This is a genomic window from Caulobacter sp. FG121 (assembly GCF_057809815.1).
This window is the reverse complement of sequence record NZ_JBMDKR010000001.1, coordinates 702,534-714,937: the sequence shown is the minus strand read 5'-3', so window position 1 is coordinate 714,937 and position 12,404 is coordinate 702,534. Positions and strand designations below refer to the sequence as shown.

Below are 12,404 nucleotides of genomic sequence, written 5' to 3'. Positions count from 1 at the left end.
AAGGCCGGCAAATGGACGAGAATTTTGGGATCACGGTTCCCTTCACCATGGACCACCGCGCGTGATGACGAGCTCCCGGCCGCCAAATCCGCGGCGCAACGACGGCTGCGCCCTTGATCTTGACTGGCTCGGCGGCCTGCGCGTCAACCGTAACGCCGCCGATCGCCGCGCGGCCAGCCTGATGGCGCGGCGGTCGGTGAAGAAGGCACACCAGGCGGCCTGGCTGGTCCAGGCGATCCAGTGCATGGACCTGACGACGCTCAGCGGCGACGACACGCCCGGTCGAGTCGACCGGCTGTGCCGCAAGGCGCTTCGGCCGTTGCGCGCCGATATCGCCGAGGCCCTGGGCGTCGACGGCGTGCAGGTCGGGGCCGTGTGCGTCTATCACGAGATGATCGCGCCGGCCCTGCGCACGCTGGGCGACGGCGGCCCGCCCGTCGCCGCGGTGTCCACGGGCTTCCCGGCCGGCCTGTCGAGCTTTGAAACCAAGCTGCGCGAGGTGGAACTCTCGGTCGCCGCCGGCGCGCGCGAAATCGACATCGTGATCACCCGCCAGCATGTGCTCACCGGGGACTGGCAGACGCTGTACGACGAGATGCGCGCCTACCGGCGGGCCTGCGGCGAGGCGCACGTGAAGGCGATCCTTGCCACCGGCGATCTGCTGACGCTGGAGAACGTCGCCAGGGCCTCATGGGTCTGCATGATGGCGGGGGCCGATTTCATCAAGACCTCGACCGGCAAGGAAGCCGTCAACGCGACCCTTCCGGTGGCGCTGACCATGCTGCGGGCGATCCGCGAATATGGCGAGCGAACCGGCTTCCAGGTTGGCTTCAAGCCGGCCGGCGGGGTCGGCACGGCCAAGGCGGCGTTGCAGTATCTGATCCTGATGAAGGAGGAGCTGGGCGTCGAATGGATGCGGCCCCGGCTGTTCCGGATCGGCGCCTCCAGCCTTCTGACCGACATCGAACGCCAGCTCGAGCACTTCGTCACCGGCCACTACTCGGCGGCCCACCGCCACGCCATGCCGTGAGGAAGATCACCGTGACCTCCATCAACGAGATTCTCGCCGCCATGGACTACGGACCGTCGCCGGAAGACGCCAGCGAGGCGCGGGCCTGGCTTGATCGCCATGAGCGTCGTTTCGGCCTGCTCATCGACAATCAATGGAGCGAGCCAGCCGCCCTGTTCGCCTCGCGCAATCCGGCCGGCGATGAGCTTCTCGCCGAACTGACACAGGCGAGCGCGGCCGACATCGACCGTGCGGTTGCCGCGGCGCGACGCGCTCAGCCGGGCTGGGCGGCGCTCGGCGGGCATGGTCGGGCCCGGTTGCTGTATGCGCTGGCGCGGCTGATCCAAAAGCACGCCCGGCTGTTCGCCGTGCTGGAGACACTGGACAACGGAAAGCCGATCCGCGAGACCCGCGACATCGATATCCCGCTCGCCGTGCGGCATTTCTATCATCACGCCGGCTGGGCGCAGCTGCTGCCCTGGGAGTTTGCCGAACATCGCGCCGTGGGCGTGGTCGGGCAGATCGTGCCGTGGAATTTTCCGCTGCTGATGCTGTCGTGGAAGATCGCGCCGGCGCTGGCCTGCGGCAACACGGTGGTGTTCAAGCCGGCTGAATTCACCTCGCTGAGCGCGCTGCTGTTCGCCGAACTGTGCCAGCAGGCGGAACTGCCGGCCGGCGTGGTCAACATCGTCACGGGCGACGGCGAGGTCGGCGAGGCTATCGTCGCCCATCCCGACATCGACAAGCTGGCTTTCACCGGCTCCACCGAGGTCGGCCGGCTGATCCGCCGCGTCACCGCCGGCAGCGGCAAGAAGCTGTCGCTGGAGCTGGGCGGCAAGTCGCCGTTCATCGTGTTCGAGGACGCCGACCTGGACGCCGCCGTCGAAGGGCTGGTCGACAGCATCTGGTTCAACCAGGGGCAGGTCTGTTGCGCCGGTTCACGGCTACTGGTGCAGGAGTCGGTGGAGGCGCGATTCCTGGCCAAGGTGCGCGCGCGCATGGCCAAGCTGATCGTGGGCTCACCGCTGGACAAATCCACCGACATTGGCGCTTTGGTCGATCCGATTCAGCGGCAGCGTATCGCCAGCCTGGTGCAAACCGCTCGTGACGAAGGCTGCACGGTGTGGCAGCCGTCGGGCGCGCTGCCTGAACAGGGCTGCTTCTATCCCCCCACCCTGATCACCGACGCATCGACCTCGGCCACCGTGGCGCGGACCGAGATCTTCGGGCCGGTCCTGGTGGCGATGAGTTTCCGCACGCCCGTGGAGGCGGTGCAACTGGCCAACAACACCGTCTATGGCCTAGCCTCCTGTGTGTGGACCGAGTCCATCAGCCTGGCGCTGGACATCGCGCCCCAGATCAAGGCCGGGGTGGTGTGGATCAACACCGCTAACCAGTTTGACGCCTCCTGCGGTTTCGGCGGCTATCGCGAATCCGGTTTCGGGCGCGAGGGGGGCCGGGAAGGCCTGCTCGAATACCTGACGCCCCGCGCCGAAGACGCCCGCCCGCCCGCGCCCGTGGCGGTCGCCGCCGCCCCCCGTGTCCCGGATGCCCCCCCCGCCGCCGGTATCGATCGCACCGCCAAACACTACATCGGCGGCAGGCAGACGCGCCCGGACGGCGGCTACAGCCGGCCCGTCCATGGCGTCGATGGCCGCCTGCTGGGCGAAGTGGCGGACGGAAACCGCAAGGACATTCGCGACGCCGTGGAAGCTGCGCACAAGCAGTCCGGCTGGGCTGGCGCCAGCGGCCACAACCGCGCTCAGGTGCTGTACTTCATCGCGGAGAACCTGGCTGCCCGGCGCGCCGAGTTCGCCGCTCGGATCGCCGCGATGACCGGTTCGGCCGACGCCGAGCGCGAGGTCGACGTCAGCATCGAGCGATTGTTTACCTACGCCGCCTGGGCCGACAAATACGACGGCGCGGTGCATCAACCGCCGATGCACGGCATCACCGCCGCCCTCAACGAACCGATCGGCGTGATCGGCATGGTCTGCCCCAATGAATCGCCGCTGCTCGGCCTGATCTCGTTGGCGGCGCCCGCCCTGGCGCTCGGCAATCGGGTGATCGCCGTGCCGTCGTGCGTCCACCCCCTGTCGGCCACCGACTTCTATCAGGTGCTCGATACGTCCGACCTTCCCGGTGGCGCGTTCAACATCGTCACCGGAGACGCCGATGACCTGGCGCGGGTGTTGGCCGGGCACGCCGATATCGATGCGGTGTGGCGCCACGACGGCTCCGCCGCGGGCTGCGCCGAGGTCGAACGGTTATCGGCGGACACCCTGAAACGCACCTGGGTGAGCGGCGGGCGAGGTCGGGACTGGTTCGATGAGGAACAGTCGGCGGGACGCGCCTTCCTGGCTCACGCCAGCCAAGTCAAGAACATATGGATTCCCTACGGGGTCTGAATGGGGCAGTTGCCGCTACCACAGGAAATCATCCGCAGGAAACGCGACGGCGCGGCGCTGAGCCGTGCGGAAATAGACTTTTTCGTGCGGGGCATCGCCGACGGCGCCATTGGCGACGGCCAGATCGCGGCACTGGCGATGGCCGTCTACTTCAACGACATGGGCCTCGACGAACGCGTCGCCCTCACGCGGGCGATGTGTGACTCCGGCCAGGTGCTGGACTGGCGCGCGCTGGACCTGCCCGGTCCGGTGCTCGACAAGCATTCCACCGGGGGCGTCGGCGATCTGGTCTCGCTGCTCGTGGGACCCATGGTGGCGGCCTGCGGGGGCTTCGTGCCGATGATTTCCGGACGCGGCCTCGGCCACACGGGCGGCACCGTGGACAAGCTCGAAACGATCCCCGGGTATCAGGTCGCGCCCGACCTGGCCTTGTTGCGCCGCGTCGTGCGCGACGTCGGCGTGGCCATCATCGGCCAGACCGCGCAACTGGCCCCGGCCGACAAACGCCTGTACGGCGTTCGCGATGTCACCGCCACGGTCGAGTCGATCGCCCTGATCACCGGCTCGATCCTGTCGAAGAAGCTCGCGGCCGGGCTCGATATGCTGGTCATGGACGTCAAGACCGGCTCCGGCGCGGTCATGCCTACCTGGGACCAATCGATGGCGCTGGCCCAGAGCATCGTCGCCGTCGGCAACGGCGCCGGCATGAAGACCGCCGCCCTGCTGACCGATATGAACGAGCCGCTGGCGCCCTGCGCCGGCAACGCCATCGAGATCCGCTGCGCCATCGACTATCTCACCGGCGCTTCACGTCCGCCGCGGCTGCACGACGTAACCCTGGCCTTGGGTGAGCAGATGCTGTTGCTCGGCGGCTTGGCCAGAGACGCCGCCCAGGCGCGCGGCAAGCTGCTGGACGGGCTGGAGTCGGGGCGCGCCGCCGAACGCTTCGCCTGCATGGTCGCGGCGTTGGGCGGGCCCGTTGATTTGGTGGAACAGCCCGGGCGTCATCTGGCCTGTGTCGACACGGTGCTGGCGGCCCCCGCGCAGTGCTCCGGATTTGTGCAGGCCTGCGACTGCCGCGCCCTGGGTCTGGCGGTGGTTGGTCTCGGCGGCGGTCGCCGCGATCCGGCCGCGCGCATCGACGGCTCGGTGGGACTGAGCGGGTTCGCGCGGATCGGTGACTCCGTCATGGCCGGACAGGCGTTGGCGCTCGTGCATGCGCGCGACGCGGATGCCGCCCAGCGGGCCAGCGAAGCGGTTCAGGCCGCCTTCGTGATCGGAGATGACGCGCCGGCCCCGCGCGCGCTGATCCATGGCTGTGTGCCCCCACCAGCCGATCTTCCGCGGGTATAGAGACGACCGATGGACCATGCGAAGTTGATCCAGGAAGCCCTCATCGCGCGCCGCGCCGCCTACACGCCCTATTCGCATTTCCAGGTCGGCGCCGCTGTGCTCTGCAGCGACGGCCGAGTGTTCCACGGCTGCAATATCGAGAATTCGTCCTACGGCCTGTGCAATTGCGCCGAACGCACCGCGCTGTTCAGCGCCATCGCCGTGGGCTACGCGCCTGGCGACTTCAGCGCGCTGGCGGTGGCGGGTCCGTCCGAGGGACCGATTTCACCCTGCGGCGCCTGTCGCCAGGTGATGCTGGAGCTGGGCGGCGCCGACATGCTGGTGATACGGGCCAATTTGGTCGGGAGTTCCTGCGTCAGCAGCGCGAGTGACCTACTTCCGGATGCGTTTCACGGCGCCCGCGCGGCAACCTGACCGCCGACGATGACGTTCCTCCACGATAGCGACCGGCTCGTGGCCGAATACGCCGCCGTCGGCCCGGCGCCGCAGCGCTGTGCGCATGGCCCCGGCGCGATGAACCGCTGGCCTGGTACGAGAGCGCCGGAACCGCCGACCGCCGCTGGCTGCACCAGGACCGACAGGGAAGCGTGATCGCCTGGTCGAGCGGCGCGCGCGGCTCTCAACATCGCAACAACACAGCGCCGGAAAAGGCGGCTGTTCACACGCGCCTCCCCTCTCGAACCGCCTCGAACACCCGCAGGAAATTCCCGCCGACGAACTTCACGACGTTGTCCTCGCCATAGCCGCGACGCAGCAATTCCGACACCAGGAGCGGCATCTGCCGATAGCTGGTGAACACGGGCTTGTAGTTGGCGTCCATGTCGGTGCCCATCGCGACATGGTCGGGCCCAAGCGCCTCGCTGAGGTCGAATATGCGATCCACGTAGTCGTTCATGGTGGTCGCGCCGATTCCGGCGGGCCAGGCGCCAATCACGCCGTCCCGCTCGGTGATCGCGCGCGCCAGTCCCTCGCTCAGAAAGCGGGGGTTCGTCGCGCCGTGACCTTGTAGGTGCGTGTGCGAGCACATCATCGGGCGCTCGCCGACTTTCAGCGCCATGGAGACGACCGGCTCGGCGGCGTGTGCGAGATCCACCACCATGCCAAGGCGATCCATCTCGCGGATGACTTCGGCGCCGAATGGCGTCAGCCCCCGACGCACCGTTGGCGCGGTTTGAATGTCGCCCACCTCGTTGGGGCGATAGTGGACCAGTGTTATCGAGCGAACGCCGTCCGCGAACGCGCGGGTGACGTTGGCGATATCGCCGCCGAGGAAGTCCGCGCCCTCAACCGTGATGAGCACGGCCACGCCGCGCCCGCCTTTGATCCGCGCGAAGTCCGACGGCTCGGCGACGATCATGGCCCCGTGTTCGGCCACCGTGGCGCGGAGGTTCGCGAGTTGTCGTTCGTAACTCGCGCGAGCTTCCCCGGGGGCGAATTCACGCGTCGAAGCGAGCCCTTCCCCTTGAAGATCGAGCGTTTGGAAATCCGCGACCAGCGAGAAGCTGCCGCCACAGACCAGCCCTTCGCGCATATCCTTGAAGGCCGCGTCCTCAGAGGTTCCACGGATGGAGAACGCCATGAGCGCCGGGCTCAAGCCGGTCGCCCCGCGAATGAACGTACGGCCCGGATGGGCGTGGACATCGATGGCCGGATTTTGGCGCAAGAGCGCGCGGGCCCGCTCGACGAAGCGCTCGTCGGGTTCGAAACCCAAAGGCGCTACGTCCGGGCGCAAAACGCGCATGCCCGCGAACACGGCGCCCGCGGTCGCCAGCGCCGCAACGCCGCCGATCAGGAAATATCTGCGTCTCATATCCGCGCCTCGCTTTGGGGCGATCCCCGTCTGACATAGACTCATCGCAGATACTCCGACACCGCAAACCTAATCGTGTTGCGATAACCGGTAGGGTCCGCCCATACACTCTTTTGACCTCGCGCCGACCGGCCCACGGCCTTGGAGGGGGAAGGCGTGGGGACCTCCTGCGACCAGGCATTCGGGTTCAGCTGGAGCCCGGCCAGTCAGCTGCTGACCCGCACCGGCTCCAACGCCCTCTACAAGCGGCCGACCCCGACGCCGGCGACCATGGCCAACGCCTATGATGGGCTCAACCGCGACTCAGCCATCGTCACCGCCGGCGGCTATGATGCGCGGGGCAACCTGACCGCCGATGGGACGCGGACCTTCACCGTGGCCTGTCCTCGGGCCGGCCCTTCGGCCGGATCCGGGGGACGTGGAGAACCGCATGCTGACCGCAGTCAATGGCGCCACGACGGTGACCTTCACCTACGACCCGATGGGGCGGCTGAAGACCACCACGGTCCCGACCTCGACGACCTTCCTCTACGACAGCGACCGGCTGTCGGCGGAATACAACGCCACTGGGACCCTTCTGCGGCGCTATGTGCATGGTCCGGGCGTCGACGGGCCGCTGGTCTGGTATGAGGGCGCGCGACCAGCTGGCCGCAGTTCCTGCACCAGGACCGCCAGGGCAGCGTGATCGCCTGGTCGAGCGTCAATGGCTATGTCGACGCCCCGCGCATCTACAAATACGGCCCTTGGGGCGAGCCGAACGACAGCTGGGCGTCCGGCGCCTCCAGGTTCCGCTACACCGGCCAGATCGCCATCCCGGAGGCCAAGCTCTACCACTACAAGGCGCGGATGTACGACCCCGCGACAGGGCGGTTCATGCAGCCACTCGCGAAGCGCGCCCACGACGCTGCGTCATCGCGGAGATAAGCTCTGCGCACCGGGTTGGTTCAGGTCAAGATCTCCAGCTTGTTCACCTCCTCATGGTATTCGCTGCCCGTGCGCGCCTTCACCACGCGGGCGGTGTTTGACCTGGCCGAGGACCACCTCCGCCGTCGGCGGCGATGAGGGGGCAAGTTTGCGAACGCCGCGTGATCGTTCGTCGCTCTCAGAATGAGGGTGGTAAGGTCCGGCGCGGCGCGATGCTTTTCGACGGCCTTGGCCATGTCAGGCAGGCCCAGGGCGATCAGCTGTTCATGGGTGGAATGTGCGATGGCTGGCAACGCGCTCGCCCTTGCGATAAGCCTCTACCGTCACGGTCGGCGATGCGCACATCGAGGTTCAGCCGGTGGGGAACCAAGTACCAGCAGCCATCGATCTCGACGTAGGCTCCCGCTCCTGCGCCAGCCATAGGCCGGGGACCGGGTAAGGCGCGACGCCGCGAAGCATCTCGCGGGTCGCCACCTCGCAAATGAAAGTTCAGCGGCGGCCTTGAAAATCGCGAGTCGGCGCGGATATAGTATGACCACTGGGACGCCGTTCCAGCTTCACGTCCAGGGATCGTCGATCCCTCTCACAGAAAATTTTGACTGCCGAAAGGCGCGACATCTCGTCGTGGCCGATTGGTTCAAGCTGTGGGGTCTAAGGATGTTGGAGTTGCAACGCGGAAGACACGGACGTGGGTTGACGGCCAATCGCCGCTTCCCCGTAAAGGTCAAGTTTGGTCCGGTTCAATTCACCAGACCAACTGGCTCTCGTCGCCTTCCTATCGATGACGGGTTCGCGGTCTACCTCCGAGAACAAACAGCCCTGCGTGGGACCAACCCGGCCGCTCGTACTTGGCGGACGCTGGATGGCTCTCGGTTCGTCGAACAGAAGCTCTGCCGCTGCGACGGCAAGATCATCGCGGGGGCCGACGTCTCCAGGGAAACAGCCATTCCCTACCGCGACGTTGAGGTCATCCACGTCCAGAGCCTCGGCGACGATGCCCTCTTCGACTACATCGGCGCGATCACGCGCTACGCCGGCCGACATGGCCGTGGCGACGCCTTCATTCGCGACAATCTCTATGAAATCCCCGATGTTCTCTATCTTCGCGGGCTTGGGGACCGGGCTTGTCGGGAACTGGGGCGAGACCATCCCGCATCCCCAGGGCCAATGCAGCCCCTGTGGGCGATCAGGGCGCGCGCCAGGACAGCCTCCCTCTTCCGCAGGATGGGCATCGAGGCCAACCCCGATTGGCGACCACCGACCTGGTGGGTCCGCGTCTGTGCTTGGGCCATGCCGCATTTGCTTCTGGATGAGACCCAATGGCAGGCTTGGGAGTTCATCCGCTATGTCCGCCAGGGCTGGCGGCCCGATCTAGCGAACCTCTCCGCCGACGACCTCTCCCGGTACCCACAGATCCTGGCCTGGCTCGAAGGCCGAGAGCCGCCGCCATTATCGGCGATGGCCACGCGGAGCGACCTGCTCTGGCTGACACTGCATTTCTGGGCCGAGAACGGCATCTATCGCCCCCGCACCGTTCAAGCCACCCGCTCTGAACTCAAGGAGCTCCTCTAATGGCGGTCCACCTTCCCCCGCCCGCCGACGGGTTGCCCCGCGCCGTCCGTCGGCGCCTCGCCAATCAATTGCTGGAGATCGCCTACGTCCCTGTCGGCGACATCAAGCCAGACCCCAGACCACAGCGAAAGCATGGGGACAAGCAACTCGCCGCCTTGATGGGCTCCCTGTCGGCCTTCGACGTCGTCAGGCCGTTGCTAGTGACGGGCGACCTGGTCGTCGTCGATGGCGACGCCATTCTTGAGGCGGCCAAGCGCCTCGGCATCGAGACCCTGCCGGTCATCAAACTGGAGGGCTTTACACCGACCGAAGTTCGCGCCCTGAAGATGGCGCTCAACCGGATCGCCGAGCATGCCACCTGGGACCTCGATGTCGTTCAGGCCGACTTCATCGCCCTGCAGGCCGATCCGGAGATCGAGTTCTCCTTCGACCTGACCGGTTTCGATCAGGTGTTCATCGACACACTGACGCTGGAGGCGGTTGAGGAAGCCGAGCAGGACGACATCCCGGATGTTGACGAAGGGTTCGTCACCAGCCGTTTGGGCGATCGATGGCTTTGCGGTCGCCATGTCATCGCCTGCGGCGATAGCCGTGACCCAACGAACTATCGGGGCCTGATGGCCGGGTTGCTGGCCCAGATGGTGTTCGGCGACGTGCCTTACAACGTCAAGATTCGCGGCAACGTCTCGGGGTTGGGCAAGGTCGTCCACGAAGAGTTCGCCATGGCGTCGGGGGAGATGTCGCAGGCCCAGTTCGTCGCCTTCCAAACCGTCATCTTCAAGAACTGCGCTGACGCCAGCGCGGACGGCGCGCTGCACTACTATTTCATCGACGGACGCCACGTGGGCGAGCAGATCGCGGCCGGCAAGGCCGTCTTTGGGGACATGAAGCAGCTCGTCGTCTGGGTGAAGCCAGCCGGCGGCATGGGTGGGTTTTACAGAAGCCGCCATGAGCTGGTGACCATCTGGAAGGTCGGTGACGCAGCCCACATCAACAACTTCGGACTGGGCGGCACCGGCCGCTACCGGACTAATGTCTGGGAATACCCAGGCTACGCCAGCTTTGGCGCGGGCCGGGACGAAGCGCTGTCATGGCATCCGACTGTCAAGCCGGTGGCGATGATCATGGACGCCATCCTGGACGTCACGCGGCAGGACGACGTCGTCCTGGATCCGTTCGGCGGATCGGGAACGACGCTGATCGCGGCGGAGCGAACCAACCGGGTGGCGAGGCTGATCGAGATCGACCCCCAGTACGTCGATGTCACCGTGAAGCGGTTCATCGCGCTGACCGGCGAGGAGCCTGTGTTGGCCCAGACCGGCGAGACCTTCTCTCAGGTTCAGGCGCGACGCGGTGGCGAGGGGCCGGGTGCGCTGTCCCCAAGCGGGGCCGACGATGCGGCCGATTGGGATATCGCCTGATGGCCAGGATCAGACCGCCCCGTCCGCTGACCGTTGAGCAGAAGGCCGCCGTGGCCGCGGCCGAGTACAGCAAGGGGTTCGCCAAGCCGCCGCGAGAGCGTCAGTTCCCACCTGGCGAGTCCGGCAACCCAAGCGGTCGCCCCCGGGGCGCACGGTCCATGCGCACCCTGTTGGACGAGATGCTGGAGAACCCCGTGACCATCAGCGTCAAGGGCGTCCAGCGCCAGGTCAGCGCCAAGGAAGCGGTGCTGAACCGTCTGCTGATGATGGCCCTGACCGGCAAGGCCCAGGACGCCGACCTTCTCGTCCGGCTCATCAAGCATGCCCTGCCCGAGCAGTTCGCCGAGGAGGCGAGCGACGAACTCAGCGTCGAGGAAGCCGACCTGATGGAGCAGGTCGTCAACAAGGCGATCAGGGCCCGCGAACAGGCCAGGAAGGACAAAGCCGATGGTGATCCGGCCTAGATTCACGCGCGCCGAATATGACGCCGTCATCCCGTCGCGGCTGATCAACTACTTCTACTGGGCGTTTGGCCAGCTGCATCCGGGCCTGAAGCTGGTTGGCGGCTGGCATCTCCATGCCCTCGCCGCGGCGCTTACCAAGTGCGCCACGGGTGAGACCAAGCGTCTGATCATCAACATCCCGCCACGCAATCTCAAATCCGAGTTCGCGTCGGTGGTCTTTCCCACCTGGCTGCTGGGCCAGGATCCCTCGCGAAAGATCATCAACATCACCTACTCCGAAGCCCTGACCCGGGACTTCGCCCGTGGGTCAAAGGCGATCATGGAGGCGGCCGACTACAAACGCTTCTTCCCCGGCGCTCGCATCAATCCGCGCGCCAGCGCCGACACTGACTTCACGATGACCAAGTACCGGGGCCGGCGGTTTGGAACGACGGTGTTTGGGCCGATCACCGGGTTTGGCGGTAACTTCATCATCATCGACGATCCGATCAAGCCGGAGGACGCAAGGTCGGACGTCGTCAGGACCCGGGTCAACGAGTGGTTCGAGAGCACCGCCCTCTCGCGGCTCGACCGCAAGGAAACCGACGTCATCATCGTCATCATGCAGCGGCTGCACGTGGACGACCTGTCGGGCCGGCTCCTGGAAGCGGGCGGTTGGACCCATCTGAACCTTCCGGCCATCGCGACGGAGCGTCAGATCATCGATATCGGCGATGGCCTGACCTACACTCGGGAAATCGGGCAGCCATTGAACGCGGCCTTCGAGTCCCTGGACACGCTGCTGGCCCTGCGCGCCAACATGGGCGAGGACTTCTTCCAGTCCCAGTATCAGCAGTCGCCGGTCATGCCGGGTGGCAACATCATCAAGCTGGAATGGCTGCAACGCTACACCACGCCAATCGGGGCGAAGGGCAAGGCGCATGTCGTTTTCAGCTGGGACACCGCGTTTGGCACCGGCGACAGCAACGACTGGTCGGTGGGGACGGCCTGGCTCGTCCAGGATGGACACTACTACCTCGTCGATGTCGTGCGTGGCCGGTTCAATGGCGGCGACTTGATCAAGGCCATCACCGATCTCTGGGCCAAGTACGCTGTCTCCGAGCGGACCATCCTGCTGGAGAAGATCAACGGCATCGAACTGATCGCCAATGGCGTCGAAGCGGCCACGGGGACCGAGCCGGAGCTGGTGGCGCCCATTCACAGCAAGGTCTCGCGGCTCTGGTCCCTGACCCCGATCTTCCAGCGCGGGGACGTCTACCTGCCTGACCAAGCCCACTGGCTGGCCGAGTACGTCAAGGAACTGACGGCCTTTCCACGCGCCAAGCATGACGATCAGGTCGACGCCACCAGTCAGTTCCTCACCTGGATCATAACGCGGCCGGATCAGTCCGTTCGGCAGTCCTGGGTCTGAGGAACTATCGCGCGCCGCTGGACTTGGGGCCG

At 66.3% G+C, this 12,404-nt stretch carries 12 protein-coding genes; 10 read left to right on the top strand and 2 right to left on the bottom strand.

Going from position 1 to position 12,404, the window contains the following annotated elements; translation table 11 throughout:
• Nucleotides 1–64 precede the first annotated feature (64 nt).
• From deoC to ACODSL_RS03750, 4 genes are read left to right on the top strand one after another with little or no spacing between them, the layout of a single operon-like run.
• Nucleotides 65–1,030, top strand: a complete 966-nt coding sequence (deoC, locus tag ACODSL_RS03765) for a deoxyribose-phosphate aldolase (RefSeq protein ID WP_488899728.1) — start codon at nucleotides 65–67, stop codon at nucleotides 1,028–1,030.
• 11 nt (nucleotides 1,031–1,041) lie between these two features.
• Entirely contained in the window at nucleotides 1,042–3,417 is a 2,376-nt protein-coding gene (locus ACODSL_RS03760; protein WP_488899292.1) for an aldehyde dehydrogenase family protein, read from the top strand.
• The gene (deoA, locus tag ACODSL_RS03755; protein WP_488899291.1) at nucleotides 3,418–4,770 is read left to right on the top strand and encodes a thymidine phosphorylase; all 1,353 of its coding nucleotides are present in this window, start codon (nucleotides 3,418–3,420) and stop codon (nucleotides 4,768–4,770) included. It abuts the gene before it with no gap.
• Nucleotides 4,771–4,779: 9 nt separating this feature from the next.
• The gene (locus ACODSL_RS03750) at nucleotides 4,780–5,184 is read left to right on the top strand and encodes a cytidine deaminase (RefSeq protein WP_488899290.1); all 405 of its coding nucleotides are present in this window, start codon (nucleotides 4,780–4,782) and stop codon (nucleotides 5,182–5,184) included.
• Between the two features lie 244 nt (nucleotides 5,185–5,428).
• Here the strand turns inward: ACODSL_RS03750 and ACODSL_RS03745 are convergent, their stop codons facing one another.
• Nucleotides 5,429–6,481, bottom strand: a complete 1,053-nt coding sequence (locus ACODSL_RS03745) for a dipeptidase (protein WP_488899289.1) — start codon at nucleotides 6,479–6,481, stop codon at nucleotides 5,429–5,431.
• Nucleotides 6,482–7,010: 529 nt separating this feature from the next.
• Between ACODSL_RS03745 and ACODSL_RS03740 the strand changes: the two genes are divergently transcribed.
• Together ACODSL_RS03740 and ACODSL_RS03735 are read left to right on the top strand one after the other, a co-directional pair.
• Complete coding sequence (locus tag ACODSL_RS03740) at nucleotides 7,011–7,265, top strand: hypothetical protein (protein WP_488899288.1); 255 nt, start codon at nucleotides 7,011–7,013, stop codon at nucleotides 7,263–7,265.
• On the top strand, nucleotides 7,262–7,504 hold the full coding sequence (locus tag ACODSL_RS03735) for an RHS repeat-associated core domain-containing protein (protein ID WP_488899287.1): 243 nt from the start codon (nucleotides 7,262–7,264) through the stop codon (nucleotides 7,502–7,504). Before ACODSL_RS03740 ends, ACODSL_RS03735 begins: the two co-directional genes overlap by 4 nt.
• A 20-nt stretch (nucleotides 7,505–7,524) precedes the next feature.
• Here ACODSL_RS03735 and ACODSL_RS03730 read toward each other — a convergent pair whose 3' ends face one another.
• Nucleotides 7,525–7,740, bottom strand: coding sequence for a hypothetical protein (locus ACODSL_RS03730; RefSeq protein WP_488899286.1), 216 nt, complete (start codon nucleotides 7,738–7,740; stop codon nucleotides 7,525–7,527).
• A gap of 457 nt (nucleotides 7,741–8,197) precedes the next feature.
• Here ACODSL_RS03730 and ACODSL_RS03725 point away from each other — a divergent pair, with 457 nt between their 5' ends.
• Genes ACODSL_RS03725 through terL form a run of 4 tightly spaced genes read left to right on the top strand, consistent with a single transcriptional unit; the run spans nucleotide 8,198 to nucleotide 12,372 of the window.
• Nucleotides 8,198–9,076, top strand: a complete 879-nt coding sequence (locus ACODSL_RS03725; protein WP_488899285.1) for a hypothetical protein — start codon at nucleotides 8,198–8,200, stop codon at nucleotides 9,074–9,076.
• Nucleotides 9,076–10,497, top strand: coding sequence for a site-specific DNA-methyltransferase (locus tag ACODSL_RS03720; protein ID WP_488899284.1), 1,422 nt, complete (start codon nucleotides 9,076–9,078; stop codon nucleotides 10,495–10,497). The genes ACODSL_RS03725 and ACODSL_RS03720 overlap by 1 nt, the downstream gene beginning before the upstream one ends.
• The gene (locus ACODSL_RS03715) at nucleotides 10,497–10,961 is read left to right on the top strand and encodes a DUF5681 domain-containing protein (RefSeq protein ID WP_488899283.1); all 465 of its coding nucleotides are present in this window, start codon (nucleotides 10,497–10,499) and stop codon (nucleotides 10,959–10,961) included. Before ACODSL_RS03720 ends, ACODSL_RS03715 begins: the two co-directional genes overlap by 1 nt.
• Nucleotides 10,945–12,372 (top strand): phage terminase large subunit, encoded by a 1,428-nt coding sequence (terL, locus tag ACODSL_RS03710; protein ID WP_488899282.1) that lies wholly within the window; start codon nucleotides 10,945–10,947, stop codon nucleotides 12,370–12,372. Before ACODSL_RS03715 ends, terL begins: the two co-directional genes overlap by 17 nt.
• Nucleotides 12,373–12,404: the final 32 nt, after the last annotated feature.